Genomic DNA, 26,534 nt, shown 5'->3' on the forward strand with positions numbered 1-26,534 from the left:
CCTCACCGCCATCCCGCACGGCCCCCCGCACGCTTCCCGCTCATCGAGAGGACCTCTTCCACCGTGACCGCTGTTCGCGCACGCCTGTCCAGACCCGCCCGCCGTCTCTTCTCGGCCGCCCTGGCCGTCCCGCTGCTGGCGCTCGCCGCCTGCGGCTACGGCTCCGACTCCGAGGACGACGGCGCCGACGACGCCCCGTCGAGCAGCGAGAGTGCCGAGGGCCCCTCACTGTCCGCAGACGAGGTGACGATCGGCTACTTCGCCAACATCACGCACGCCCCCGCCGTCATCGGCCTCCAGGAGGGCGACGGCCTCATCCGCCAGGAACTGGGCGGCACCGAGATCGGCACGCAGATCTTCAACGCCGGCCCCTCGGCCATCGAGGCGCTGAACGCCGGTGAGGTGGACGTCACCTTCATCGGCCCGAACCCGGCCATCAACGGCTGGGCCCAGTCCGGCGGCGAGAGCCTGCGCATCGTCGCGGGCGCGGCGTCGGGCGGCGCCTCGCTGGTCGTGAACCCGGAGACCGTCAGCAGCATCGACGACCTGGCGGGCGCGCGCATCGCCACCCCGCAGCTCGGCAACACGCAGGACGTCGCGCTCCTCAACTACCTGTCGGAGGAGGGCTACGAGGTCGATCCCGAGTCGGGCGAGGGCGACGTCTCGGTGCTGCGCATCGCGAACTCGGAGATCCCGGCCGCGTTCGACGGCGGCGACATCGACGGCGCCTGGGTGCCCGAGCCGACGGCGGCGAACCTCGTCAGCCGCGGCGCCGAGACCCTGCTCGACGAGGGCGAGCTGTGGGAGAACGGCCAGTACGTCGTCACCCATGTGATCGCCGCCCAGGGCTTCCTTGAGGAGCACCCCGACGTGGTCGAGGCCATCGTCCGCGGCCTGGTGCGCACCAACGCCTGGATCGGCGAGAACCCGGAGGAGGCCAAGACCTCCTTCAACGCGGCGCTCGCCGAGCTGCCCGGCGGCAGCGAACTGCCCGCCGACGTCCTCGACCCGGCGTTCGACCACGTCGAGTTCCTGAACGACCCGCTGGCCTCGACGCTCCAGGTCGGCGCCGAGAACGCGGTGAACGCGGGGCTGCTCGAAGAGACGGACCTGAGCGGCATCTACGACCTCTCGATCCTGAACGGCGTGCTGGCCGAGGAGGGCCAGCCCGAGGTGGACGACGCCGGGCTGGGCGTCGAGGACTGACGCGCCAGGACCGCCCGCACCCGACGCCCACCCCCTGGAGGTGAACCCGATGGCCCTCGCCCTCGACACGCCGGACGGCGGCAGCGGCACCGCCGCGACCGCGTCCGCCGTCCGGCTGGACCACGTCTCGAAGTCCTTCGGCCGACCCGGCCGTCAGCAGCTGGTCCTGGACGACATCTCGCTCGATGTCGCCCCCGGCGAGTTCGTCACCCTCATCGGTGCCTCGGGCTGCGGGAAGTCCACCCTGCTCAACCTGGTCGCGGGCCTCGACGCGGCGTCCGCCGGGACCATCACGGTCCCCGGCGGGCGCCCGGCCCTGATGTTCCAGGAGCACGCCCTGTTCCCCTGGCTGACCGCCGGGCGGAACATCGAACTGGCCCTGCGGCTGCGCGGCCTGCCCAAGGCGGAACGCCGCCCCGAGGCGGAGCGGCTGCTGTCGCTCGTGCGGCTCCAGGGCTCGTACGACAAGCGGGTCCACGAGCTGTCGGGCGGCATGCGCCAGCGCGTGGCGCTCGCCCGCGCGCTGGCGCAGGACAGCAGGCTGCTGCTGATGGACGAGCCGTTCGCCGCGCTCGACGCCATCACGCGCGACGTGCTGCACGAGGAGCTGACCCGGATCTGGAGCGAGACGGGCGTCTCCGTGCTCTTCGTGACGCACAACGTGCGCGAGGCCGTACGGCTGGCGCAGCGGGTCATCCTGCTGTCGTCCCGGCCGGGCCGCGTCGTGCACGAGTGGCAGGTCGCCATCGACCAGCCGCGCCGTATCGAGGACGCCGAGGTCTCGGCGCTCTCGGTCGCCATCACAGAACGGCTCCGGGAGGAGATCCGCCGCCATGGCCAGCAGTGACCTCACCACCACTCCCCCGTCCTCACCCTCCTCCGACCTCGCGGGGCTCGAAGCGGGGCTCGACGCGCTGGAGACGCCCACCGCGCCCGACCACGAGCCGGGCCGCGTCTGGCGCGTGCTGCTCACGAAGGTCGTGCCGCCGATCGTCGCGATCGCGCTGGTCCTGATCGTCTGGCAGCTCGTGTACCTCGCGGAGGTGCAGCCGCACTACCTGCTGCCTGGCCCGGCCGACGTGTGGGGCGAGGTCAACGAGATGTGGCGCGAGGGGACGCTCCTCGAATACATCTGGACCAGCACCTCGCGCGGCATCCTCGGCTTCCTCGTCGCGGTCGCCGTCGGCACGCCGCTCGGCCTGCTGGTGGCGCGCGTGAAGCTGGTGCGGGCCGCCATCGGCCCGATCCTCACCGGCCTCCAGTCGCTGCCGTCGATCGCCTGGGTCCCGGCCGCGATCATCTGGTTCGGGCTGACGAACGGCACCATCTACGCGGTGGTGCTGCTCGGCGCCGTGCCGTCGATCGCCAACGGCATCGTCGCCGGGGTGGACCAGATCCCGCCGCTGTACCTGCGGGCGGGCCGCATGCTGGGCGCGCGCGGCTTCACCAGCGTGCGGCACGTCCTGCTGCCCGCGGCGCTGCCCGGCTACCTGGCGGGGCTGAAGCAGGGCTGGGCGTTCTCCTGGCGCTCCCTGATGGCGGCCGAACTCATCGTGCACTCGCCGGATCTGGGCACCGGCCTCGGCCAGCTGATGGAGAACTACCGCACGCTCCAGAACATGTCGGGCGTGCTGGCGACGATCATCCTCATCCTGATCGTCGGCGTGGCCATCGACCTGCTGATCTTCTCCCCGCTGGAACGGCGCGTGCTGCGCGGGCGCGGGCTGCTGGCCAGGGCGTCGTGACGCTGCTCGTCGTCGCGCACGGCAGCCGTGACCCCCGGCACGGGGCGACCGTCACCGCGCTCACCGCGCGGGTGCGGTCCCTCGCGCCGGGGCTCACGGTGGCCACCGGCTTCCTCGACTTCACGCGCCCTGACGTCGAGGAGGCCCTGACCCGGCTGTACGCGGACGGCGAGCGGGACGTCGTCGCCGTCCCGCTGCTGCTGCGCCGCGCGTACCACGCGCGGGCCGACGTCCCTGCGGTGCTGTCCTGCGTCCTGCGCGGGCTGCCGGGGCTGGCCGTGCGGCAGGCGGACGTCCTCGGGCCCGACCCGCTGCTGTACGACGCGCTCGACCGGCGCCTCGCCGAGGCGGGCGCGGGGGCGGACGCGGCGCAGCGGGCGGAGACCGGCGTCGTCCTGGCGTCGGCGGGCTCGTCGGACCCGGGCACACCGGCCGCGTTCGCACGGCTGGCGGAGGAGTGGCGGCGCGCCTCGGGCTGGGCTGCGGTGCTGCCCGCCTACGCGGCGACGCCGCGGCCGACGGCGGCGCAGGCCGTACGGGAGCTGCGCGCGGCGGGCGTACGGCGGGTGGCGCTGGCGCCGTACATGATCGCGCCTGGCAGGCTGTCGGACCGCGTCATGGCGGGCGCGCGCGAGGCGGGCGCCGACGTGACGGCGCCGGTGCTCGGCGCCGCGCCTGAACTGGCACGGATCGTGCTCGACCGCTACCGCACGGTGCGCGCGACGGAGCGGGTACAGCTCAAGTTCACTCCTGCGTAAGGAAGTTGGAGGATTCTTACCTCTCTTCCACAGGAGGTACACCTTGTCGTCCCGCCCCCTGACGGCCGCCCTGGCCGTCCTCATGGCCGTCTGCACGCTCACCGCGTGCGGCGGCCGGGAACTTCCGTCCCCGGTGCTCGGCACGCAGGACCGCGCGGAGGGCAGGAACCGCACGGCGCAGCCGCCCGCGCAGGCCGTCCCGCTGGCCGAGGTGACGGACACCACCGAGGTCCTGGCGCGGGTACGCCGGGCCTCAGGGGCGCTCTCCTCCATGCGCGTGGAGACGGAGATGCGGGTCGAAGGGATGCCGGAGAGCGTGACGGTGAGCGTCCACGGCGGACGGGACGGCGCCTGCGTCGCGCGCTTCACGCGGGAACCGGCGGGGTCCTTCGAGGTGCTGCGCACCCCGGACGACGCGGCGTGGGTGCGGATGGACGCGGCCACGCTGGACGAGGCCGGGGCGCCGCCCTCCTTCGTCGGCAAGTGGCTTCCCGTGCGGGCGGACCATGACACGGCGGTGGCGCTGTGCGACATGACGGCCGCGGAGCCGCTCGTCGCGGTACCCCCGGCGTCGGCGGTGGAGACCGTCGTGCCGTCCGGGGACGGCTCCTCCGTCGAGTTCACCTGGCGGTACACCGACGAGGGTGTCGAGGGCGTCACCCGTGCCCGGATCGCCGCCGACGGCACCGACCGTCTCCTGGAGGCCGAGACGACAGGGGACCTGCCCCTCGGGACGATGCGGTATCTGGCGCGGTGGAGCGCGTTCGACGAACCGGTGCCCGTGACCGTCCCCGACCCCGGGTCCGTCGTGGACCCGGACGCCGTGGGACCTTGGATCGGGCCGCTGCCCGTCCCCGGTGGGCTGCTTCCGGCCGATCAGGCCGGGCCGCCCCGCTGACAGGCGGGGGCCGCCGGTGGTATCGATGGGGATGATCACAGGCGGCACCGCACCTCGCCCGCGCCGGCACCGGCCGCGCACCGCGTGCCCCGGTCCCCGGTCGGAGGTGGCGTGAACGTGCCAGAGGCGCTGGTCGGCGCCCATGTCTCCCGTATCACCCTGGACGAACGGGTGCGGCTCGCGCTGACCGGCCACGCCGCGCGCGGCCGGACGCGGCTGGAGGCCGAACTGTCCATCGCGGCGGGCTTCGAGGTCGGCGACCCGGTGGACGGCTTCCGGCGCCTGGCGCCGGGCAGCCGGGTGCTGCTGACGCCGGTGCTCGACCTGTTCGCCAAGACGGTGAGCCGCGTGACGATCGACGGCCGCGGCGCGCTGGACGTCCGGTTCGACGACGGGACGTGCCTGGCCGTCGCGCCGCACCCGTCCGTCGAGTCCTGGCGGCTGACCGGCACGGGCTTCGGCCCGGTGTCGGCGCGGACGTGACACAGGCGTCGGCGGCGCCCCGCACCCCCGGGCGGTGGGGGGCGGGACGCCGCCGACGCGGCATGCGGCTCGCGGCGGATCAGGCGGCGGGCACGTACTTGTAGCCCACGCGCCGCACCGTCACGATGCGGTCCCGGTAGGCGGTGCCGAGCTTGCGGCGCAGCCTGGCGATGTGGACATCGACCGTCCGCTGGTCGCCCACGGGGCCGTAGCCCCAGATCATCGCGACGAGCTGCTCCCGGCTGTACACCCGGTGCGGGTGCTTCACCAGATGCGCGATCAGCTCGAACTCCAGGTAGGTCAGGGGGACATGGCGCCCGTCCACGGTGACCGTGCGCTCGTCGGCGTCCACCGCGATGCCACCGGTGCGCTGCGGCACGGGCGCCGGGGCGGGGGCCGCCGTGGGCACCGAGGCGGCGAACAGCTCGCCGAGCCGGTCGGGCGCGGTGCCCGCCGGTGCGAGCACCAGGTAGCCGACCAGCGGCACCGTCGTGTCGCCGCCGACCGTCAGGGCGGGGCTCTGCGGCAGGACGGTGACGGTGACGTCGGAGAGCGCGGCCAGATCGGGAACGGTGGTGAGGTCGGGCAGGGCGGTGAGGTGCCGCATGATCGGCTCTCTTCCTCTGGTCGAATCAGGCTGCTTCGTTGCGCGCGGCCTGACCTTCTTCGGTCGTGCCGCTGCGGTGCGCGAGCGTGCGGATGGCGCATTCCCGACCGGCGCCCTGACCCCCGAATGCGTTCCGCGCGGCACGGCTCACGACACAGGGCGGACCTGTGCGGGAACGATGCCGGGAAGCGCGGGATTCTCCGGGGGAGGACGGAGAGGAGTCAGCGTGCGGGCGCCAGGGGCGCCGGAGGGGCCGTGCTCGGTTCAGCGACCGATGGCACAGATCGCGCTGGCCTGCCGCCTGAGATCGACGTGCAGCCGCGCCACGAGAACGTCAGCTTGACTCACGTTAACCGAGAATGCCAGCAGTTGAGTTGGCCGTCAAGACGCGGCCGGATCGTCTCGGATGCCGGACGACCGCCGTCCACCAGGAGAACACGGGCCCGTATTCCCGGGCTTCTCCCGGCACGTTGATCAGTCCCCGGACACGGCTTGACCACTCACCGGGACACGCGGTAGATCTTGCGCCATGCCGACCAGCAAGCGCCTGCACTCCAGGTGGCACGTGGACCTCGTCCGTGTCGCCAGCGCGCTGTGTCGTCGCGACCGCAGCCCCGGCTCCCGCTGAGGGCACCACCCCGGTCGCGCCCGCGGGCGCGGCGCGCCCCTCCCGGCGCTCCCCTCCACCCCCCGCAGTTACGACACACCGAACGAGGCACCATGACCGCGCCCAGCCCCGCCGTGCTCACGCCTACCCAACTCGCCTCCACCGCCCGGGAGTTCGCCGCAAGGACCGAGCTGTGGCGGCCCGCCACCCGTTTCACCGCCGACCGCCGCTGGTACCAACGCCTTGAGCGCGCCGACGACTTCGAGGTGTGGCTCCTGACCTGGCTGCCCGGCCAGGGCACCGAGATCCACAACCACGGCGGCTCGTCCGGCGCCTTCACCGTCGTCGAAGGGACGCTCACCGAGCGGTCGTTCGGCGACGAGCCGGTCCCCCGCACCCTGGACACCGGGCAGCTGCGCTCCTTCGGCCCCACCTACGTCCACGAGGTCACCAACAACGGCGACATCCCGGCCGTCAGCATCCACGCCTACGGCCCGGCGCTCACCGTCCAGTCGTTCTTCGCCTGGGACGGCGCGCTGCGCCTGCTGCGCACCGAGGCGGTGGACGACTGATGGCGACGCCGGAGCCCGGCATCGACGCCTACCTCGAAGCGGTACGCGCCCCCCTCGACCGGCCGGGGCCGCAGGAGGCGCGGGACGCCGTCGCCGCGGGCGCCGTCCTGGTGGACACGCGCCCGGAGTTCCAGCGCGCGGCGAGCGGCACGGTGCCCGGCGCGCTCGTCATCGAGCGCAACCACCTGGAGTGGCGCCTCGACCCGTCGAGCGGCGCGTCCGTGCCGGAGGCGACGGACCCCGACGTCCGGTGGATCGTCTTCTGCGACGAGGGGTACGCGTCCTCGCTGGCCGCCGCGTCACTGCGCGCGATCGGCCTGTCCCGGGCGACGGACCTGGACGGCGGCTTCCAGGCGTGGCGCCGCGCCGGGCTGCCCGTCACCCCTCCGTAGTCTCCACGGCGGCCGTCCCCTCGCCGCCGAGCACGGCGGCCTCGGCCTCCGGCGTGACGCCGAGGGACGGCCTGGCCAGGGCGCGCCGGGCCGCGTCGTCCAGCCCGCGCAGCCACGCCCACGTGTCGGCGACGGTCTCGCCGACCGGGCGGCAGCGCAGGCCGGTGGCGAGGGCGCGGCGGGGGTCGGAGCGGTGCAGGGCGTCGTGCAGTTCGCCGGGCGGCGTCCACACCGGCAGCTCGGTCCACGGCGCGATCCCGGCGGCGAGGACCGCGTCGGGCGCGGTCCAGCGCAGGTCGGCGTCCGAGCCGGTCGCCAGGACGCAGGCGTCGAGCAGGCCGCCCATGGTGGTGTGCCCCGGCGGGCTCACCAGGTCGTGGGGGCCCGCCAGTCCGCGCGCGGCGGCGTCGAGCGTCCAGCGCGCCAGGTCGCGGACGTCCACGTACTGGAGCGGCAGGTCACGCGGCCCCGGCGCGAGCACGGGCCCGCCGCGCGCGATGCGCGTGAGCCACCAGGGCAGCCGCCCGACGTCCTCGTACGGGCCGAGCAGCAGCCCGCAGCGCACCAGCAGCGCGCGCCCGGGGAACGCCGCCTCGGCCGCGAGTTCGCCGCCGCGCTTGTCGGCCGGGTAGTCGGTGGCGCCCGCATCGGGCGATCCCGCGACGACCGGCCCGCCCTCGTCCAGCCCGGCAGCGATGGGCCAGGTGTAGACGGACCGGCTGGAGACGTACGTGTAGTGCCCGGCGCGTCCGGCCAAGGCGCGGGCGGCGTCCCGGACGGCGGTCGGCGCGCCGCTCCAGGTGTCCACGACGAGGTCCCACTCCCCCGCGGTCGGCGCGTGCGGCCCCTCGCCCGTACGGTCGCCGCGCAGCGACGTCACGCCGGGCGGCGGCGCGTGCCTCCCCCGGTGAAACGCGTCCACGGCCCAGCCGCGCGCCACGGCCGCCTCGGCGACCGCCCGCCCCACGAAGCCCGTGCCACCCATCATCAGCAGTCTCATACGGCCACCATGGCCCGCGCGCCTGGCCCGCCGGAAGCCTTCCCTGCCCTCGGCAGAGCCCGCCGCGCCCCGCGCCCGGCCGCTCGTTAGGGTGCGGGTATGCCGGAACAGGGAGCCAGGACGCCCGGCGCGGACGCCACCGCGCTCCCGACGGACACCGGGCTGCTGCTGCGCCCCTGGGCCCCCGGCGACCGCGCCGCGGTCCGTGACGCGTTCGCGGGCCCGCTGATGCACCGCCAGTTCGGCGCGCCCCTGCCACCGGACGGCGCCGTGGACGACGCCGCCGCCGCGCACTGGCTGGCGACGCGTGCGGCGGAACGGGCCGCCGGGCTCGCGTACTCCTTCGCCGTCACGGAGGGCGGCGCGCTGGTGGGCTGCGCGGCGGTCGGGTCAGTGAACCGCGCGCACGACTCGGGCTGGGTCTCCTACTGGACGGTGCCCGCCGCACGCGGCCGGGGCGTGGCGGGCGCGGCGCTGCGGGCCCTGTCCGGCTGGTGCTTCACGGGCCTTCTGCTGTACCGGCTGGAGCTGGGGCACCGGCTGGACAACCCGGCGTCGTGCCACGTCGCCCGCGCCGCCGGGTTCACGCCCGAGGGCGTCCAGCGCGCCAAGCTGCGGTACGGCGGCACACGCCACGACGTCGAGTTGCACGCGCGCCTCGCCGACGACTGAACGGGCCCCCGCCGCGTCAGGACACCGGCCGCGACTCCTCCCACGCCCACTCGAACTCCTCGCGGTACGTCTCGAACAGCGTCAGCTCCCCGTCGGACGCCGGGTGGTCACGCCTTATCACCTCGCGCCCGGCCCGCCGCAGCACGAGCGCCGGGGTCTCCATGCCCCGGCTGCGCCGCAGGTACGACTGGACGACGGCGACACCGCCGGGGCCGTCCGCGTCCACGAAGTAGGCGCTGAAACGCGGCGTGTCGTCGAAGACGTGGATCTCGAACGCCTCGGGGTCACGCACCCGGGCGCGCACCCGGCGCACGTGCAGGATGCTCGTCTCCACCGCACGCCCCAGCTCGCCCCGCTTCAGCCCCAGCTCACGCTCGCGGCGCCGCATCGCGCTCCCGGCCGGGTTGAGGAACAGCAGCCGCACGCGGCAGCCCGACTCGGCGAGCCGCACCAGGCGGCGGCCCGGGTAGTTCTGCACGAGCATGCCGAGGCCTATGCCGACCGCGTCCAGCCGCCGCGCCCCGCCGAACAGGTCCTCGGCCGGGAGCTGCCGCTGGAGCCGCACGCGGTCCGGGTGGACGCCCGCGACGTCCGTGAACCGGTCGCCGACCAGCCGCTCGACCGCGTCCTCGGGCAGCCGCCCGGGGGTGGGCGCGCCGGAGTCGAGCAGCCGCAGCAGCCGCGCGCAGCCGCGCTCCGCCTGGTCGAGGACCGCGCGGCTCATCCCCCGGTTGCGGCTGACGGCGCTGCGCGCGACCTCCAGCTCGTCGAGCGTCAGCTCCAGCTCGCGGCGGTTGTCCAAATACGGCGCGAAGCAGGGCCAGTGCTGCACCATGAGTTCACGCAGCTGAGGGAGCGTCAGGAAGGCGAGCACCGTGTCATCGGCAGGATCGAGCAGATGCCCCTTGCGGCGGCTGACCTCCCGCAGGGCCGCCGCGCGCTGCACCCACTCCTGGCCGGTCGGCCCGGCGGCGGCGACCTCCCACTCCGCGCCGTGCACCGGCTCGTACACCGGCCGCAGCACGGCGGTCACGACGGAGCGCAGCCGCTGCTCGACCAGGTTGAGCCAGACGTACGCCCGTCCGGCGCGCTCGACGCGGGTGCGTACCTCGGACCAGTCCTCGGACGTCCAGCCCAGATCCGCGCCGATCTCCACAGGACGCGGGACGGGGACCGCGCCCGGGTGTGCCTGGACGGTCTCCTCCCCGTTCCCCGAGGGCAGTTCCAGCCCCGAAGAGCTCACCGCCTGCACCGCCTTCCGCCCCACTGTTGGATCAAGGAAGCCTACTGCGGCGCGCGGCGGCCGTGCAGCTCGCACGGGGATCACCCGCGCTTGGGTGGGCGGCGCCGTGGGCAGAGGCACCTCATGACAGCGCGCCGGCCGCCCACGGCCACGTACCGGGTGCAGCTCACGCCCGACTTCCCGTTCGCCGCTGCGGAGGAGACCGTGCCGTACGCGGCGTCCCTCGGGGTGTCGCACCTGCACCTGTCGCCGGTGCTTGAGGCCGTGCCGGGATCGCAGCACGGCTACGACGTGACGGACCACCGGCGGGTGCGGGCCGAGCTGGGGGGCGAGGAGGGCCTGCGGTCGCTGGCGGCGACCGCGCGCCGTCACGGTCTCGGGCTCGTGCTGGACATCGTGCCCAACCACATGGCGGTCCCGGCACGCACGGACCTGAACGCGCCGCTGTGGGACGTCCTGCGGAACGGGCCCGGCGCGGCGTCCGCGGACTGGTTCGACATCGACTGGGCGGCGGGCGGCGGGCGCGTGCTGCTGCCGGTGCTGGGCGGGCCGCTGGGCGGCGAACTGGGCGCGCTGACCGTCGAGGACGGGACGCTGCACTACTGGGACCACCGCTTCCCGCTGCGTCCCGGCACCGAGCACCTGCCGCTGGCCGAGCTGTTGGACGCCCAGCACTACCGCCTGGTGTGGTGGCGGCTGGGGCGGACCGAGCTGAACTACCGGCGCTTCTTCGCGATCTCGGAGCTGATCGGCGTGCGCGTCGAGGTGCCCGAGGTGTTCGAGGCGTCGCACGCGACGCTGCTGCGGCTGGTGGACGAGGGCCTGGTGGACGGGCTGCGCGTCGATCATCCGGACGGGCTCGCCGACCCCGGCACCTACCTGCGGACCCTGCGGGTGCGCACGGGCGGCGTGTGGACCGTCGTGGAGAAGATCCTGGGCGCGGGCGAGCAGTTGCCCGCGACCTGGCCGATCGACGGGACGACGGGCTACGACGCGCGGCGCTACATCGACGCGGTGTTCACCGACGGGGACGGCGCGGAGCGGCTGGCCGACGCCTACCGGGCGTTCACGGGCGCGCCGCCCGACCTGGGCGGCGCGTGGGGGCCGACGCTGCGGCGGGCGGCGTACCGGATGCTCACGCACGAGCTGGCGGCCGAGACGAACCGCCTGGCGCGGGTGGCCGAGGCGGTGTGCAGGACGCTGCCTGACGTGCGGCTGCGGGACCACGCGCCGTGGGCGCTGCGGACGGCGCTCGTCGAGGTGCTGGTGCGGCTGCCGGTGTACCGGCCGTACGTGGCGGCCGGGGTCCCGGCGTCGCCGGTGGACGAGGCGATGCTCGCGTCGGCGGCCGACGGGGCGCGCGCGGCGTTCGCCGTCGCGGGCGAGGCGGCGGCGGTGGACACGGTGCGTGACCTGGCGCTCGGCCGCTACGGGGAGGCGGGCGACGAGTTCCGCGTGCGGTTCGCGCAGGTGGCCTCCGCGCTGCGGGCGAAGTCGGCGGAGGACACTGCGGGTTACCGGTACGCGCCGCTGCTGTCGGCGGCCGAGGTGGGCGGCGAGCCGGACACCCCGGCGCTGCCGCCGGTCGCGTTCCACGCGTTCTGCCTGCGGCTCCAGCGCGACTGGCCGCTGAGCGGGACCCTGCTGTCCACGCACGACACGAAGCGCAGTGGGGACGTGCGGGCCGCGCTCGCCGCGCTGTCCGAGGTGCCCGAGGGCTGGTCGGAACTCGTCGTGCGGCTCACGGAGGAGACGGCGCGCGGTGGCGTGCGTGCCCCGGACCCGCATGTGGCCTGGACCGCCTGGCAGACGGCGTACGCCCTCGCGGGCGCGGACGACCCGGACGGGGAGCGGCTGTCGGCTGCGCTGCTCAAGACCGTGCGGGAGGCGGCGCTGCACACGACGTGGACGGAGCCCGACGAGGCGTACGAGGCGGCGGTCGGGCGGTTCCTGCGCGCGGGGCCGGGCGGCGCCGCGGGCGCCGAACTCGGCGTGTTCGCCGAGGCGATGGCGCCGCTGGTGCGCGCGAACGTGCTGGGGACGGCGCTGGTGCACCTGACGATGCCGGGCGTCCCTGACGTCTACCGCGGCTCGGAGACGCGGTTCGTGGCGTTGGTGGATCCGGACAACAGGCGGTCGGCGGCACTGCCCGTCGCGCGGCTCGCGGCGCTGGACGCGGAGGGCGGGGCGCCCGCCGGGCGCGTGCCCGAGGGCGGCTCGGTCGGGCTGGCGGACGAGAAGCTGCGGCTGACGGCGACGGCGCTGCGGCTGCGGCGTGGCCACCCCGAGTGGTTCGGGGAGCAGGGGGGTTACCGGTCGCTGACGGGTGAGGGCGAGGCGGCGGAGCACTGCCTGGCGTTCGTGCGGGCGGAGCGCGTGGTGACCGCGGTGACCCGGCTGTCGGCCCGCCTCGCGACGGCGGGCGGTTGGAACGGGACCGTGCTGCCGCTGCCGCCGGGCGACTGGCGTGACCTGCTGACGGGGCGCCGGGCGACGGGCAGGACGCCGCTCGCGGAGCTGTTCGCCGGGGCGCCCGTGGCGCTGCTCGTGCGGGAGGACTGACCGCGAGGGGGACCGTTCGCACGTATCCCGGTCACTCGTGCCGGTGACACCGCGCCGGGGTTCCGGGGCGGCGGCGGACCGCTGCGGAACGATCACCTCAGCCCGGCGGCGTACAACACGCCAGGCGCACAAGCCCATCCGCAGGAGGAACACCATGCGTATCCGTACCGCGCTCGCGACCGGCGTGCTGGCCGCCACCTTCGTCGTCGGCGGCGCCGGGGGCGCCCTCGCCCACGGCGCGGGGTCGAAGGCCGCCGAGAAGTCCGCCGAGGTGAGCGGCAAGGGCTGGCTCCGCGGCTGCGAGATCCACGCCGGTATCTACCACGACAACCCCTACTACGGCGAGAGCTGCTTCGGCGGCGGCTTCGAGTTCGCCGCGAAGAAGGAAGCCAAGAAGGAAGCGGCCTGGCGGCGCTGAACGGCCCCCACGCGCGCGTCATCCCCACCGGCGGGTCCTCACGGACCCGCCGGTTTCGCGTGCTCGAGAACCGGATGCACGTTCATCTGCACCGGACCCTCACTGATCGCAACCTTATGGGTATAAGATAACGAACAGCAGGTGGATCTCTCCGGGGGAGTGCACGAGGGGCGGGCTCGACCGCGACAGCGGGCCGGACATACTGGGGCCATGCATCTGTCCGAGCCCCGTGACAGGACGGTTCTCCGCGAGATCACAGGCAACGGCCCTACTGTGAAGCGGGAAGCACTGTGACGAAACTCTCCGTCGATGACCGCATCGGCCACCACATCAAGCGGACGGAACAGCACCTGATCGCGGCGAAGCACGCGGCCGTGCAGGCGTTCGGTCTGACCGTGCCGCAGTACACCGTGCTGCTGGTCCTGTCCACGGAACCGGGCCTGACCGGCGCGGGTCTCGCCCGCCGCTGCCTGGTCACGCCGCAGACCATGTCCGCCGTGCTCGGCACGATGGAGCGCGAGGGGCTGGTCGAACGGCTGCCGCACCCGACGCACCACCACGTGCTGGAGACGCGGCTCACCGCGCTCGGCAGGACCAGGCTGCGCAAGGCGGACAAGGCGGCGGTCGCCGTCGAGCAGCGGCTGAGCGACCTGTTCACGCCCGAGGAGATCACGTCGTTCCTTGAGTACCTGGACCGCTGTTCCCACGCGCTGGAGAGCTGACGCCGGGCCCGCGGGCCCGGCCGGGGGTAAAGCCGTGGGAAAACCGAGGGAAAATCCGGGAAAAGGCGCACGGCGCACGGCGGGGCTCCAGGACCCGCCCCGCTGACGGGTCGTCAGCCGCCGTGACCCGTGGGGCCGCCGCGCCGCCGGGAACGACGCGGCGCCGGTCCCGCGGCTGGCGGGACCGGCGCCGGAACGTGCCGACAGCGGTGTGTCAGTGCAGCGCCAGGGCCCGGATCTGGCCGCCGAAGCCGCCGCGGTGCTTGGGCGCGCCGACGACCAGCAGGGCGCCGCGGTCGGGCGCGGTGTCGAGGGCGGCGATGCTCTCGATGCCGTACTTGCCCGCGGGCAGCAGGATCTGGTGCGCGACGGGCGAGGTGCCGCCGCCGTCGAGGCTGTTGGTGTCCACGGCGACGCCGACGATGTTGCGCTCCTCCACCAGGAACGCCGCCGCCTCCTCCGTGATGCAGGGGAAGCGGAAGACGCCGTCCGCGCCCTGGTTGTTGTACGCGCCCGGCTGGTTGACGCGGCGCCACCAGCCGGAGTCCATCGCCACGACGGAGCGCGCGGGCAGCCGCCCGTAGCGGCTCTCGTAGCGCCGGATGTCACGCACGGTCAGCCCGGTCTCCGGGTCGCGGGCCGCGCGGTCGGCGATCCTGATGACGGCCAGCGGGGCGACCAGCCACTCCACGGGCAGCTGCTCGACGGTGAGACCGCCGTCGTGGAAGTGGCCGGGCGGGTCGATGTGCGTGCCGGAGTGCTCGTCGATCTTCAGTTCGAGGACGTTGAAGCCGTCCACCTCGATGGAGCGCGTCTGGTGGAACTCCGGCTGCGGCACGAGCGGCCAGAAGACCGGGAAGTCCTCGCCCAGTTCATGCGTCAGGTCGGCGATCCGCGGGTTGCGCGACAGCGCGGACGTCACGCTCTCCGCGCTGGCGACACCGCTCATCGCCGCGGTCGCGGCGATACCGGCGCCGCTGGCCGCCGAGAGGCGGAAGAGGTTACGGCGGCCCACCAGCCGCCCGGCGCCCTTGCCGCGGGAGGCGGGGGCGTCGTCGTGGCCGGTCCGCGTGTGGGCGCGGTGGGCGTGCTCGTGGCCGGACGCGTGCTCAGCCGCGTCCGTGCTCGCGTGACCGTGACCGTGTCCGTGGCCGGGGACGTGCTCCGGCATCGTGACCTTGCGCATGAGGGCGGGACTGCACATGGCGTTCCTTACGTCAGGACGACCGGCTCGGCGACCGGCGCGGGTTCTGGCTGGGACAGCAGGCGCCACACGACGGCGGCTCCGGCGAGGGAGAGCCCGGCGACCGCCCACAGGACGACGGCGAGGGCTCCGGTGTAGTCGGCGGCGAGATCCCCCACGGACTCGCCGCGCAGCAGCGCGGCGGCGTCGGAGTCACCGACCCTGGAGTGCAGGAAGGTGGACAGCGCCGCACCGACGGCGGCGATACCGACCGCCTCACCGGTGAGACGCACGGTGTTGAACAGCCCGGCGGCCATGCCGCTGCGGCCGGGATCGACGACCGAGACGGCGGTGCCGTCCAGGATCGTCAGCGAGAGGCCGAACCCGGCGCCCACCAGGGCGACGGCCACGGGGTGGAAACCGCCGGTGAGCCAGACGGCGCCCGCCGCCTGGAGGAGCAGCGAGAGCACCAGGATCGTCCGGGGCGACAGCCGCTGGGCCAGCAGCCCGGCGAACATCGGCACGACCAGCGTCGGCACCGTCATCATCGCGAGCGACAGCCCGACCTCGCCCGAGTCGGCGCCCTCGACGGCCCCGAGGTAGGGCGGCAGGAGCACGAGCAGGGCGACGAAGCCGAAGGCCAGCACGGTCGGGACGACGCAGACGGCCAGGAACTTCGGCAGCGCCAGCAGCGACACGTCGAACAGGGGCTCGGGCCGCCGCCGTTCGATCGCGCCGAAGAGCCCGAGCAGCCCGGCGCCGCCCACGGCGGCGAGCAGCACGACCGGGTGGGTCCAGCCGAGCTGCTGGGCCTGGACGAGGGAGAAGATGAGCGCGGAGAGACCGGCCGTGAACGTGATGCCGCCGCCCCAGTCCACGTCACCCGCGGGTCCGCGCGACTCGCGGACGACGGCAGGCGAGACCAGCAGCATGACGGTCGCGATACCGGCGATCACGGCGAACAGCGTGCGCCAGCCGCCCAGCGCGACGAGGGCGCCGCCGATCAGCGGGCCGAGGGCGAGACCGAGCCCGATCGACGTGCCGAGCATGGCGAAGACGCGGGGGCGCCGGGGGCCGGTGTACGCCTCGGCCAGGACGGCGCTGCCCGACGTCATCACCCCGGCGGCGCCCGCCCCGGCGAGCGCGCGGGCCAGATCGACCACGAGGACCGTGGGCCCGGCGGCGGCCAGGAACCCGGCGGCGGCGAACAGGGCGAGGGAGCCGAGGAACAGCTTGCGACGGCCGACCCGGTCCGACAGGGAACCGGTCACGGCCATGAACGCGGCGAAGGTCAGCATGTACGCGTTGGCGACCCACTGCGTCGCCGCGACGCCGCTGTCGAAGTCGGAGCCGACGTGGGGCGCGGCCAGCGCGCCGCCGGTCAGGGAGATGGGGAGCAGTGCGGCCGACAGGCAGACGACGATCGCCACGGGCCAGGGCTCGCGTGCGGTCGTGGTCGTCATGAGGGGGACCCGCCGGGCAGGGCGGAGGCCACTCGTTCAGCCATGGGAAAACCTCAGCAATTCGTTCGGGAGAGTGGTCGGGGGACGGGCCGGGGCCTGAGCGGCCCCGGCGGGCGTCGCCGTTCCGGCGGACGGCGCGGGGCGCCGCGTCCGGGCAGGACGGTGTCCTGGCGGAGGCGGTGCGGGCGTCGGGTCGGTGGTGCGTTGCCGGGCGGGCGGCGGCGCCTAAGTAAGGCCCCTTCCGCTCATAAGACATCTTATGGCTTGTGACATTGCCAGAGTCAAGTGCCTTGCGAGCGAGGGGTGATACGGCGCGGCCCACCGGTGTGGGGCCGCGCCGTACGCGGTCGGGGGGCATGCGGAACTGCCGTGCCGATGCCCCGTGTCTCGTGGGGGCCCGGGGCGGGCCGCGCTCGGCGCGTGGCCCGCCCCGGTCCTGCGTCAGCTCGCGACCGCCGCGGGCCGCAGCCGCTGTCCTGGCCGCCGCTGCTGCGGCACGACCGCCGTCTCGCGCTCGACGGCGCGGTCGGGCAGCGCGTGCCGGGTCCTGCCCCAGCTGACCAGCGCGGAGCCGACCGCCATGCCGCCGCCGAACGCGGACAGCAGCACGGTGTCCCCCTCGGCCAGCTCGCCCCTGCGGTGGATCTCGTCGAGGGCGACGGGCACCGAGGCGGCCCCCGTGTTGCCGTGCAGCTCCAGGGTGAGCTGGAGCGTGGCGTTGACGAGCTTCAGCTCGGGCCAGACCTCACGCAGCATGACGCCGTTCGCCTGGTGCGGGACGAAGTGCTTCACGTCCTCCGCCGCGACACCGGCGGAACCCAGCAGCGCCTGGACGGCCTTCGGCAGGTTCTCCTGGACGAAGCTGCGCACGCCGCGGCCGTCCATCTGGAAGAAGTGCGAGCCCGCCTCGACGGTGTCGGCCGAGGCCGGAAGGCGGCTGCCCCCGGCCGGGACGCCGATCAGCCGGTGCTGGTCGCCCCGGCTGATGAGGCTGGTGGACAGGATGCCGCTGCGGTCGCCCTCGGGCGTGCGGCCCAGCACGACCGCTCCGGCGCCGTCGCCGAAGAGGATGGCCGTCTTGCGGTCGGAGTAGTCGAGGATGCGCGAGTAGATGTCCGCCCCGATGACGAGGCCGTAGCGCCCCTCGGCCTCCGGGTCGGCGCGCAGGACGCGTTCGGTGAGGGACAGCGCGTAGACGAAGCCGCTGCACACCGCGTTCACGTCGAACGCCGCCGCGTTGGTCGCGCCGATCAGATGCTGCACGAAGCTGGCGGTCGGCGGCTGCGGCTGGTCGGGCGTCGAGGTGGCCAGCGCGATGAACGCCACCTGGTCGGGGCGCACCCCGGCCTGGCGCAGGGCGCGTTCGGCCGCCGCCGCGGCGAGGTCGGAGGTGGCGTGCCGTTCCTCGGCCCGGCGCCGCTCCCTGATCCCCGTCTTCCGGGTGATCCACTCGTCCGTGACACCGGCGCCGCGGGCGATCTCCTCGTTCGTCACGACGACCTCGGGCAGGAAGGAGCCGGTGCCCAGGATGCCTATGCGGTTCATACGGTCTCCAGTTCCTCGGGACGGGACGCGGTGGGGTCGAGGGGCAGCCGGCGCCAGCCGGCCCGCTCCGCGTGGGCGCCCAGGTGGGGGTCGGAACCGACGACGACGGGCCGCCCCACGGCGCGCAGCAGGTCGAGGTCGCTGATGTGGTCGCCGTACGCGGTGGACGCGTCCGGGTCGGCGCCCCGCAGGGCCAGGGTCACGCGTGCCGCGCGTCCCTTGGCGGCGCCGATCATCGGCACGAGCACCTCACCGGTGAGGTGGCCGCGCCGGATCACCGGGCGGGTGCCGAACGCGCGGTCGGCCCCCGTCTCCTCGGCGATCGGGTCGAGGCAGGCGAAGAAGGAGCCCGAGACGAGGACGAGCGTGTCGCCCGCCGCCCGGTGCGCCGCGAGCGCGCGCCGCACCTCGGGGACGTAGAGGCCGCGCGCGGTCTCCCGCGCGTACCAGGCGCGGCCAGAGGCCGCGAGCCCGGCGGCGCTCTCGTCCGTGAAGAACCGGTAGTACCGGCGGTTGATCTCGTGGCGCGGGACACCGCTGTCCGCGCCGCGCCGTATCTCCGCGGTCAGCCGCTCGAAGGTGCCGGCGGGTTCACCGCGTCGTGCCAGGTGGAACTCCAGGAAGCTGAACATGCTCTTGAGCCGGATCAGCGTCTCGTCCACGTCCGAGAACGCCACCGCAGCCGTCGTGTTCTCGTGCACTGCTGTCCTCCTAGCGGACCGCTACGCGGGTGAGGGTGATGTCGATGAGGCACAGCAGCTCGTCGCGCTGGCGTGCCTCGACGCGGACGGGCAGCTGCTCCAGCGCGGCGCCCTCCGCGGTCCCGTGGGGGTAGGCGGTGTCGTCCCCGAGGTCGAGGACGCCGCCCTGCGTGTAGTAGACCCCGGCGTCCGCCGGGTCGGTGCGGACCTGGTCGCCGGCGCGCGCGGTGAGGACCGTCGCGTCCTCCAGCTCGCCGAACCGCGTGAACCGCACGGCCAGGGCCGTCGGGATGACCTTGGCGGCCGACATGCCGCGCGCGTCGAGCGCGGTGAGGAGCGCCAGTTGGCGTGCGCCCTCGGCGATGACCATGCCCGGCAGGTGGTCCTGCGGGTGGTCGAACATGCTGGCGTGCCCGGCCGGGATGCGCAGCCCGGCGCGGCTGACGCCGCCCGCGGTCCGCGCGTCCACGAGGACGACGTTGTCGGGCGAGGCGCGGCCGACCAGGTGCGGGGCGACAGGGGCGCCCGGCGTGCTCTCCGGATGCGTGGCGGACGACGGGAGGGGGACGCCGCCGCGGTTGCCGAGCCGGAGGGTGAGGTAGTCGGTGGGGGTCTTGAAGCGCAGGCCCATCTCGGCGTGGCCGATCACGGTGCCCGCGACGGACAGCTCGATGACGTAGTCGAGGCCGGTGACCCGGCCGTCCCGCTCCTTGCGGTGGACGACGCGGACGTGCATCACGAGCGGTAAGGGGGCGGCGCCGACGACGACGGCCCGCGGGTGGGTCAGGTTGAGGTCGATGTGGGTGAGGATGAACTTGTCGTCCTCGGCGACCGCGTAGAAGCGGTGGGCGCCCGCCAGGTTCGCCTGACGGCACGCCTCGATGATCAGCAGCGGGTCGTAGCAGTTGGGCCGCAGCAGGTGGTCGCCGTAGTACGCGTGGGAGCGGGGCAGCTGTGCCGCCGCGACGTAGCTCTCGTCGTCGAGCCGCTGGAGGTCCGTGAGGAAGACCTCGCCGAGCGCGTCGCGGTGCACGAGGAGCCGGTCCACCGTACGGCTGTAGTCGAGCTCCAGCCCGTCGGGCAGCGCGCGCGCCGCCTGGCGGGTGAACGAGATCATGCTCATGTAGCCGGCCTTTCGTGGTCGAAGTATCAGTCCTTCGCTTCTGGTACGTGCCGCTACGGGGATTCGGGCAGGGCCGTGCGCGCGCACGGCACCGGTGGCCCCTGGACGGGAACGCGGTCGTGGGACCGCTCAGGCCGTGACCGCCTCCATGGGGGCGCTGTCCCCGGCACATCGGAGCGCCGGGGCGGTGCGGTGCGCGCCGCGGAGGTCCGCGCGCGGTGCCGCCGCCGGTGCGGCGGCGTGCGGAGCCGTGGGCTCGTCGCTGAGCCGGCTCCGCGGCGCGGAGCCCTGGCGGGTGCCGCCGGACAGCGATGTCCGGCGTGCCGTCGGCGCGGCGTGCCACGGCGACAGGTCCGGGGCATGGCCCCTGACCCCCGGAACGGCAGGAGCCCCGGCCATGGGAACGCGCGCCGCGGACGGTGCCGCGGACACGTTCCCTCCCCAATGGCCGGTGGTCCCGTCCGGGAGCGGATCAGCGGCCGGACCGCGCGCCGGGACAGGGGAGGCCGTCCGCCGGGGCCGGGCGCCGAGGCCCGTCCGGTTGACGGCGGGCAGCACCGGCCGTGCTCCGTCCTCGTCCGGCCGGGGCGCCGTGGGCGGCGTCCCGGCACTCGTGAGGTCGGTCATCGAACCGCTCCCCTAGTCTCAGCTGTCGATCTGACCTATGATCTCGAATGACCATAAGAGATCTGATCCTTGCCGTCAATCGGATGGGAGTCACAGGTATGGGAAGCGCGGTGGAGGAACGGCGGGGTGGCGCGGCACCGGCCGAGCACGACGTCCTGGTCGTCGGGGCGGGCCCGGTCGGGATGATGGCGGCCTGCGAGCTGCTGCGACGCGGCGTGCGGGTACGCCTCGTGGACCGGGCGCCCGAGCCGTCCCCGTTCCCCAAGGCCCTGCTGATGTGGCCCCGCAGTCTCGACCTCTTCGAGGACCTCGGCGCCCTGGACGAACTGCGCGGCGCGGGGCTCGACATCAACGCCTTCAGCTACTACTCGGACCGGGACCTGCTGGCCACCTTCCCGTTCACGCCCTCGCTCGCGCCGGTGTGCCTGCCGCAGAACAGCACCGAGGACGTCCTGCGCGGCGTCCTCACCCGGCTGGGCGGCACCGTGGAACGCGGCGTGCGGCTGCTGAACTTCGACGGCCTCGACTTCTCCGGCCGCGTGGACGCGACGGACGGCGTCACCGCGATCCTGGAGCACGCGGACGGCCGCGTCGAACGCAGCAGGTCCGCCTTCGTCATCGGCGCGGACGGCGCGGGCAGCACGGTGCGCAGCCTCATCGGCACCGGCTTCACCGGCAGCACCTACGAGTCGGCGTTCGCCCTGGTGGACGCGCACATCGAGGGATCGCTGCCGCGCGACCAGGCGCTCTACTACCAGTCCCCCGCGGGCGCGCTGGTCATCGTCGCGCTGCCTGACGGCGTCTTCCGGTTCTTCAGCAGCCTCGCGCCGGGCGAGGCCGTCAGCGTCGAGAGCATGCAGCGGATCGTGGACGAACGCGGCCCCGCCGGGGTGCGGATCGTCGATCCCGTGTGGGAGAGCGTCTTCCGCGTGCACGCCAGGCACGCCAACGACTTCCAGCTCGGCCGCGTCTTCATCGCGGGCGACGCGGCGCACATCCACAGCCCGGCGGGCGGCCAGGGCCTCAACACCGGGCTCCAGGACGCCCACAACCTCGCCTGGAAGCTGGCCGCCGTGCTGCGCGGCGAGGCGCCGTCCGACCTGCTGCTGAGCTACGGCCCTGAACGCTCCTCCGTCGCCCACCAGGTGGTGCGCGACACCGACGTCCAGACCCGCGCGTGGATGGTCAAGCAGCGCGGCAAGGTCGCCGTGCGCGACGCCGCGTTCCGCCTGTCCGACCGCACCGGCGTCATGGCCCGCCTGTACGCGCCGGTGATGGCGGGCCGCCGGATCGCCTACCCGGTCGTGCGCGACAGCCAGCGGCCCGGCGACCGGGGCGCGTCGTGCCGCCTGCTGGGCAGGCTCCCCGGACGGCTGCGGGTCGGCGCGGTCTTCCCCCGCGAGCTGGCCGTGCCGCTGGGCATCGCGGGCCCGGGGAGCGACCCGATGGGCTGGAGCCTCGTCGTGGTGCGGCCCTCCTCGGCCCCTGGCTGGCGCGCGCGGCTCGCCGCGGTGACGGCGGACCGGCCGGGGCTGCGGCTGGCCGACCTGCCGCTCGCCACCGCCCGGCGGGTGACGGGCTGCGGGCGGCAGGGGTACTACCTGGTCAGGCCGGACGGTCATGTCGCGGCGCACGGGCACGCGGGCGACGCCGAGCGGCTGCGGGCCGAGCTGACGGCCGTTCTCGGCGCGCCGGACGCCACGGGCGCCACGGGCCCGGCGCGGCCCGGGGCGGCGGCACGGCGGGCGGCGGCCGATCCTGTCGCGTCCTGAGGAGGCCGGGACGCCGCCGGTGCGCCCGCGCGGGTGGTCACGGGGCTCACCCGGCCGCCTCGCGCACCAGCACCGGCGGCTCGCCGGGACCACGGCGCTCCAGCCGCTCCACCGGCACGACCTGGAAGTCGTCGGAGTACTCGCTGCCCGTGGCGTCGAGCGCGAGGTGCCGCTCCAGCACCTGGTGCCTGATCCACTCGCGCGTGTACTGGTCGTCCGGCACGTCGTCCGCGAGGCGGACGCGCAGTTCGAGGCGGTCCTCGCCCCCTGGCGTGCCGACCATCGCGACCTGGGCGGCCGTCACGTCCCCGGTGGCCAGGGCCAGATCGACGAGTTCCCCGGCCCGCACCGCGCTGCCCTGGAGGACGACGGAGGGCGCGATCCGGTCCAGGACCCGCAGGGCGCGCCCGGACCGGCCGCAGGCGCACCCGGCCGGTTCGCCGCGGTCGCCGATCAGGTAGCGGATCAGGGCGGGGGCCCGGCGCACCCCGGTCGTGGTGACGAGGATGCGTCCGCCGTCGATCTCCGCGTGCTGGTGCGGCAGCGTGTGGAACACGCCCTCGGGGCAGCCGGGGCCGCGGTGACCGACCATCCACGCCTCGGCAGATCCGTAGAGCTGCCAGACCTGGACGCCGGGCAGCAGGGCCGCCAGCTCGGCGGCCGGGGTGCGGTCGTGGAAGGCGCCGCCGATCAGGAGCTTGCGCAGCCAGGGGAGTTGGTGCCCGGCGGCGCGGTGGCGCAGGAGCCGCCCGACGACCCCGGGCGGGGCGGCGACGGCGTTCACGCCGTACCGGGCGCACAGGGCGAGGTCGCGGCCGAACTGGCTCTCCGGCAGGTCGCCGACGGACAGGGCGGTCGCGCCGCTGCGGGAGGCGAGCCGGTTGTAGAACGCGTGGACCGGCCACTGGCGGCCCGGCGAGAAGAAGTTGGCGAGGAGGTCACCGTGCCCCAGGGCGTGCCAGGCGGTCCGCACCTCCTTCACGAACATGTCCTCGGGCAGCAGGCTGAGACGGGGGTTCTCCGGTGTACCGCCACTCGCGTAGACCACGGAGCCGTCGTCGGGACGGCTCCCGCGCAACAACTCGTCGGTCGCGGCCGACAATTCGAGCGGAGTCAGCACCGGGAGATCGACCAGTACCAGCGGCTCGCGCGGGTCGTCCGGTACACCACGGTATTTACGGTTCAGCGAGGGGATGCGCCGCGCGCCGCGGAGTATCAACCGTAGGTGAGTCGCGGAGACTTCCGCCTCGACAACGCCGGATGACCGCTTCGTGGACGACATTTGTTGTGGACCTCCACTGCAGACGAACGCACGCAACGACCCCCAGGGCTCCCCCACCGCTCTCGATAACATACCCCCGAATTGGCCGGATCTGGTTTCCGATAGGTACATCGTGTGCGCGAGGTGCGAAGCACAGGGCACTTCGGGGCCCGACAATCTCGACACGGCGTGGCCTTTGGTCGGAAACAGACGGCACCCGCGGCGAAGCGGAGATTCGCCGTCCAGTTCTTTACGGGCGGCGCGCGCGTTCTTCACCGGTCTTCACACCGGCGCGCGCGGACGGGTCAGGCGCCGCCCCGGGACGTCCCGCCGGACCGCCGGGCGGGCGGCTCGCCGAGCGCCACCAGGCAGCGGTCGAGCGCCGCGAGGAGACAGCCGGTCTCCTCCTCGGAGAAGGCGGCGGAAAGTCTCTCCTCGACCTCCGCCACGGCGGCGTCGGCCTCGTCGATCAGCGAACGCCCGGTCGGGGTGAGCCGGCTCTCCAGGACATGGTGATGACGGGGGTGCGGGGTGCGTTCCACCAGTCCGCGGTTCTCCAGGGTGGCGAGAACGGAGGACATGGTCTGCGGGGTGACCATGCATCTGCGGGCGAGCGCCGCGCCGGAAAGTCCCGACTCCTGCGACAAGGCGAGCAGCACGTAGTACTGCGGCACATTGACCTTGAAGGGGCGCAGCACCGAGTGCTTCGCCGAGACCAGCTCCTGCTCGACCCTCCGGATGTGGTGGCCGATGCGCTCGTGTGCGGGAAGGGACATATCAACCACGTTATGTAGATGGATTCTCATGGGACAAGACCGCAAACGGCCGGATTCCTGTACGACGGAATGGAAGCCCGAAGCGGACGGAAGGCGAGAGGGAGAGTGAGGGGAAGGCAACACGAAGAGTATCAATAAGACTTTGCCAAGCGGCAGTCGGACGGCGACGCAAACACGGAACGGCACAAGCGGCGCGCGGGGCCGCGCCGTTCACCCGCGTTTTCCCCGCGCACGGGGTGAATGCGGCATTCGCCGGGCGCCGACCATACGCATAAGCACGGTCGGCGGCGCCACGGACGGACGGCCGCGGCCTCCGGTCCCCGGCGGGGCGGGCGACGCTCCGTGAATCCCGCCGCCCCGCGGGCGGCGCGGTGCGAACGGGACGGGTGTTCCCCTTGCATCGGGGCCCGACGGCGCCGAAGCGGTGGCACGGTCCACCGACGGGCGGCATCGCCGATACTGCCCGGTATGTCGCCGGGGACCACGGGCGGCGTTCCGCGTCGGGCGGGGGCGCGAACGCCACGCCCACCGGCCTCGGGGCCCGGGCCGCGCAACCGGAAGATCGTCCTCCGGCGACGGAGAGCGAACGCCGGGACCGTCCGCGCGGGACGGGCGGGACGTCCGCCCCCGGCGCGGGAAGTCCGGCACGGCGCACCGCCCCGGGCAATGCCGCGAGCCGTCGCGGAAATCGTTGGAGTCAACTCCACCCCGCCCCGTCCCAGGAGAGGATTTGCAGACCGGGACACCCCGCGCGGGAAATCGGAAAGCGGCCACGCCCGTACGTCGCACATCCGGCCGCCACGCGGGATCGACGCCCGCCGCCCGTCCCGGCATTCCCCCGGCAATCACCCAGGGAGTACGCGGCCGATCGCGCCCGGACCTCCACCGATTCCGGCCGCGGGCAGGGTAGTTCACCTTCCGTACATCGGGAGATACACACCGGGGCGTACGGCGGCGTGCCCGGGAGCGCGCCCTCCGCCACCATCGCAGGACGCGCTCCCGGGGGTCCCGTCCGAACCCTTCCCACCGTGCGGGTGCCCGGCGGGGCCGGTTCCATGCCGACGGATCGTGGGCACCGGGAGCGGGCTACCCCTCGGCGCCCTCGGCGGGGTATCGTCCCCCGGACGCCCGACGAGGAACGGAAGGAGGCGCCGCCATGCACACCACCACCGCCGCGCGCCTCCCCAGCCCGTGCCCCGGGCGTTTCCCCGGCTGACCCGGACGGCGCGCACCACCGCTTCCGGAAGGTTCTCCATGACCGACCTGGTCATCCGTCACCTCGTCGAGGACGAGGCGACGGCCCTGTTCACCTCCCTGCCCGACCCTGGGCTCGTCGGCCGCGCGCTGCTCGACCCGCCCCGCGACACCTACGCCACGCTCGCCGAGGGCGGCGAGTACCGCCCCGAGTGGACCTGGATCGCCGAACGCGGCGGCGAGGTCGTGGCCCGCGCCGCCTTCTGGGCCGGGCCAGAGGACACCGAGCCGAAGGTCCTCGACTGGTTCGACTTCACCGATCAGGCCGCCGGGGCCGAACTGCTCAGGCGCACCCCGCTGCGCGGCGAGTACGGGCTGCTCCTCCCGGCAGGCTGGCGCGACGAGCCGCGCACCCGCGTCGCCGCCGAGTCCCGCATCGCCGCCGCCACGGCCGCCGGGTACACGACGCTGGTCGAGCGGTACCGCTACCTCTGGCGCCCGTCCGACGGGCTGCCGGAGCGTCCAGGACGCCTCGTCTTCCGCCCGGAGCCGGACGACGCGCGGATCCTGGAGACGCTGCGGCGCGTCCACACCGTCACCCTCGACGGGCACGCCCGGCTGGCCGTCGAGGCGGGCGGCGTGGAGCAGGCCGCGCAGGAGGAGCTGGACTTCTTCCACTGGTGCCCCTCCCCCCGCGCGTGGTGGCGCCTGGCGTACACGCCCGAGGGCGAACTGGTCGGCATCCAGGTGCCCGCGTACAACCCGACGGCGCCGATCGTCGGGTTCGTCGGCGTGGTGCCCGAGCAGCGCGGCCACGGGTACGCGTACGACCTGCTCGCCGAATGCACGCACACGCTGGCGGCCGAGGGCGTCGAGAAGATCGCGGCGGCCACGGACGTCGGGAACGTCCCGATGGCCAAGGCGTTCGCCCGCGCCGGGTACCCCGTCGCACAGATCACCTGGTGCATGACACCCCCGGGACCCGCCGTGGCCTGATTGCCCCG

At 74.3% G+C, this 26,534-nt stretch carries 26 protein-coding genes; 15 read left to right on the forward strand and 11 right to left on the reverse strand.

Features of this window, described 5'->3' with window-relative positions:
- The first annotated feature begins 63 nt into the window (after window positions 1-63).
- The 6 genes from IF27_RS20775 (at window position 64) to IF27_RS20800 (ending at window position 5,090) form a co-directional block, all read left to right on the forward strand.
- Window positions 64-1,206 (forward strand): ABC transporter substrate-binding protein, encoded by a 1,143-nt coding sequence (locus IF27_RS20775; RefSeq protein ID WP_052851194.1) that lies wholly within the window; start codon window positions 64-66, stop codon window positions 1,204-1,206.
- A gap of 49 nt (window positions 1,207-1,255) precedes the next feature.
- Window positions 1,256-2,053, forward strand: a complete 798-nt coding sequence (locus IF27_RS20780) for an ABC transporter ATP-binding protein (RefSeq protein ID WP_052851195.1) — start codon at window positions 1,256-1,258, stop codon at window positions 2,051-2,053.
- A complete protein-coding gene (locus IF27_RS20785; protein ID WP_052851196.1) occupies window positions 2,040-2,951 on the forward strand; it encodes an ABC transporter permease in 912 nt (303 codons plus the stop codon). Before IF27_RS20780 ends, IF27_RS20785 begins: the two co-directional genes overlap by 14 nt.
- A complete protein-coding gene (locus IF27_RS20790; RefSeq protein ID WP_052851197.1) occupies window positions 2,948-3,709 on the forward strand; it encodes a sirohydrochlorin chelatase in 762 nt (253 codons plus the stop codon). The genes IF27_RS20785 and IF27_RS20790 overlap by 4 nt, the downstream gene beginning before the upstream one ends.
- A 43-nt stretch (window positions 3,710-3,752) precedes the next feature.
- A complete protein-coding gene (locus IF27_RS20795) occupies window positions 3,753-4,607 on the forward strand; it encodes a hypothetical protein (RefSeq protein WP_052851198.1) in 855 nt (284 codons plus the stop codon).
- Between the two features lie 111 nt (window positions 4,608-4,718).
- The gene (locus tag IF27_RS20800; RefSeq protein WP_052851199.1) at window positions 4,719-5,090 is read left to right on the forward strand and encodes a DUF6188 family protein; all 372 of its coding nucleotides are present in this window, start codon (window positions 4,719-4,721) and stop codon (window positions 5,088-5,090) included.
- Window positions 5,091-5,169: 79 nt separating this feature from the next.
- Here IF27_RS20800 and IF27_RS20805 read toward each other — a convergent pair whose 3' ends face one another.
- Both IF27_RS20805 and IF27_RS32080 read right to left on the reverse strand, forming a co-directional pair.
- The gene (locus IF27_RS20805; RefSeq protein ID WP_110946096.1) at window positions 5,170-5,697 is read right to left on the reverse strand and encodes a winged helix-turn-helix domain-containing protein; all 528 of its coding nucleotides are present in this window, start codon (window positions 5,695-5,697) and stop codon (window positions 5,170-5,172) included.
- Window positions 5,698-5,961: 264 nt separating this feature from the next.
- Complete coding sequence (locus tag IF27_RS32080) at window positions 5,962-6,045, reverse strand: putative leader peptide (RefSeq protein WP_420822039.1); 84 nt, start codon at window positions 6,043-6,045, stop codon at window positions 5,962-5,964.
- A 181-nt stretch (window positions 6,046-6,226) separates the two neighbouring features.
- Between IF27_RS32080 and IF27_RS31965 the strand changes: the two genes are divergently transcribed.
- From IF27_RS31965 to IF27_RS20815, 3 genes are all read left to right on the forward strand, one after another.
- Window positions 6,227-6,325 carry a putative leader peptide gene (locus IF27_RS31965; protein ID WP_338058217.1) on the forward strand — a complete coding sequence of 33 codons (99 nt, stop codon included), beginning with the start codon at window positions 6,227-6,229 and terminating at the stop codon, window positions 6,323-6,325.
- A 92-nt stretch (window positions 6,326-6,417) separates the two neighbouring features.
- Window positions 6,418-6,876: a cysteine dioxygenase gene (locus tag IF27_RS20810; protein ID WP_052851201.1), complete on the forward strand. Its 459-nt coding sequence runs from the start codon at window positions 6,418-6,420 to the stop codon at window positions 6,874-6,876.
- The gene (locus tag IF27_RS20815; RefSeq protein ID WP_052851202.1) at window positions 6,876-7,268 is read left to right on the forward strand and encodes a rhodanese-like domain-containing protein; all 393 of its coding nucleotides are present in this window, start codon (window positions 6,876-6,878) and stop codon (window positions 7,266-7,268) included. Before IF27_RS20810 ends, IF27_RS20815 begins: the two co-directional genes overlap by 1 nt.
- Here the strand turns inward: IF27_RS20815 and IF27_RS20820 are convergent.
- Complete coding sequence (locus IF27_RS20820) at window positions 7,255-8,268, reverse strand: NAD-dependent epimerase/dehydratase family protein (protein ID WP_052851203.1); 1,014 nt, start codon at window positions 8,266-8,268, stop codon at window positions 7,255-7,257. The genes IF27_RS20815 and IF27_RS20820 overlap by 14 nt on opposite strands.
- A gap of 99 nt (window positions 8,269-8,367) precedes the next feature.
- Between IF27_RS20820 and IF27_RS20825 the strand changes: the two genes are divergently transcribed.
- Window positions 8,368-8,940: a GNAT family N-acetyltransferase gene (locus IF27_RS20825; protein WP_052851204.1), complete on the forward strand. Its 573-nt coding sequence runs from the start codon at window positions 8,368-8,370 to the stop codon at window positions 8,938-8,940.
- Between the two features lie 16 nt (window positions 8,941-8,956).
- Here the strand turns inward: IF27_RS20825 and IF27_RS20830 are convergent, their stop codons facing one another.
- The gene (locus tag IF27_RS20830) at window positions 8,957-10,183 is read right to left on the reverse strand and encodes an SAV2148 family HEPN domain-containing protein (protein WP_052851434.1); all 1,227 of its coding nucleotides are present in this window, start codon (window positions 10,181-10,183) and stop codon (window positions 8,957-8,959) included.
- A gap of 123 nt (window positions 10,184-10,306) precedes the next feature.
- Here IF27_RS20830 and treY point away from each other — a divergent pair, with 123 nt between their 5' ends.
- From treY to IF27_RS20845, 3 genes are all read left to right on the forward strand, one after another.
- On the forward strand, window positions 10,307-12,745 hold the full coding sequence (gene treY, locus IF27_RS20835) for a malto-oligosyltrehalose synthase (protein WP_052851205.1): 2,439 nt from the start codon (window positions 10,307-10,309) through the stop codon (window positions 12,743-12,745).
- Between the two features lie 154 nt (window positions 12,746-12,899).
- A complete protein-coding gene (locus tag IF27_RS20840) occupies window positions 12,900-13,163 on the forward strand; it encodes a hypothetical protein (RefSeq protein WP_052851206.1) in 264 nt (87 codons plus the stop codon).
- Between the two features lie 290 nt (window positions 13,164-13,453).
- On the forward strand, window positions 13,454-13,885 hold the full coding sequence (locus IF27_RS20845) for a MarR family winged helix-turn-helix transcriptional regulator (protein WP_052851207.1): 432 nt from the start codon (window positions 13,454-13,456) through the stop codon (window positions 13,883-13,885).
- Window positions 13,886-14,099: 214 nt separating this feature from the next.
- Here the strand turns inward: IF27_RS20845 and IF27_RS20850 are convergent, their stop codons facing one another.
- The 5 genes from IF27_RS20850 to IF27_RS20870 form a co-directional block, all read right to left on the reverse strand.
- The gene (locus IF27_RS20850; RefSeq protein WP_190233053.1) at window positions 14,100-15,089 is read right to left on the reverse strand and encodes a cyclase family protein; all 990 of its coding nucleotides are present in this window, start codon (window positions 15,087-15,089) and stop codon (window positions 14,100-14,102) included.
- Between the two features lie 8 nt (window positions 15,090-15,097).
- Window positions 15,098-16,531 carry an MFS transporter gene (locus tag IF27_RS20855; protein WP_052851209.1) on the reverse strand — a complete coding sequence of 478 codons (1,434 nt, stop codon included), beginning with the start codon at window positions 16,529-16,531 and terminating at the stop codon, window positions 15,098-15,100.
- Window positions 16,532-16,972: 441 nt separating this feature from the next.
- Window positions 16,973-18,076: a 3-oxoacyl-ACP synthase III family protein gene (locus IF27_RS20860; protein ID WP_052851210.1), complete on the reverse strand. Its 1,104-nt coding sequence runs from the start codon at window positions 18,074-18,076 to the stop codon at window positions 16,973-16,975.
- The gene (locus tag IF27_RS20865; protein ID WP_052851211.1) at window positions 18,073-18,777 is read right to left on the reverse strand and encodes an HAD family hydrolase; all 705 of its coding nucleotides are present in this window, start codon (window positions 18,775-18,777) and stop codon (window positions 18,073-18,075) included. Before IF27_RS20865 ends, IF27_RS20860 begins: the two co-directional genes overlap by 4 nt.
- Window positions 18,778-18,787: 10 nt before the next feature.
- A complete protein-coding gene (locus IF27_RS20870) occupies window positions 18,788-19,900 on the reverse strand; it encodes a ScbA/BarX family gamma-butyrolactone biosynthesis protein (RefSeq protein ID WP_052851212.1) in 1,113 nt (370 codons plus the stop codon).
- 725 nt (window positions 19,901-20,625) lie between these two features.
- Here IF27_RS20870 and IF27_RS20875 point away from each other — a divergent pair.
- Window positions 20,626-22,299 carry an FAD-dependent monooxygenase gene (locus IF27_RS20875; RefSeq protein WP_110946098.1) on the forward strand — a complete coding sequence of 558 codons (1,674 nt, stop codon included), beginning with the start codon at window positions 20,626-20,628 and terminating at the stop codon, window positions 22,297-22,299.
- A 46-nt stretch (window positions 22,300-22,345) separates the two neighbouring features.
- Here the strand turns inward: IF27_RS20875 and IF27_RS20880 are convergent, their stop codons facing one another.
- Window positions 22,346-23,518 carry a phenylacetate--CoA ligase family protein gene (locus tag IF27_RS20880; RefSeq protein ID WP_190233054.1) on the reverse strand — a complete coding sequence of 391 codons (1,173 nt, stop codon included), beginning with the start codon at window positions 23,516-23,518 and terminating at the stop codon, window positions 22,346-22,348.
- Between the two features lie 347 nt (window positions 23,519-23,865).
- The gene (locus IF27_RS20885) at window positions 23,866-24,336 is read right to left on the reverse strand and encodes a MarR family winged helix-turn-helix transcriptional regulator (protein WP_052851215.1); all 471 of its coding nucleotides are present in this window, start codon (window positions 24,334-24,336) and stop codon (window positions 23,866-23,868) included.
- 1,254 nt (window positions 24,337-25,590) lie between these two features.
- On the opposite strand from IF27_RS20885, the gene IF27_RS20890 reads away from it, so the two are divergent.
- Window positions 25,591-26,526 carry a GNAT family N-acetyltransferase gene (locus IF27_RS20890; protein WP_052851216.1) on the forward strand — a complete coding sequence of 312 codons (936 nt, stop codon included), beginning with the start codon at window positions 25,591-25,593 and terminating at the stop codon, window positions 26,524-26,526.
- The last annotated feature ends 8 nt before the right edge of the window (window positions 26,527-26,534 follow it).

This window comes from Streptomyces avicenniae (assembly GCF_000719135.1).
Classification (GTDB): Bacteria; Actinomycetota; Actinomycetes; order Streptomycetales; family Streptomycetaceae; genus Streptomyces; species Streptomyces avicenniae.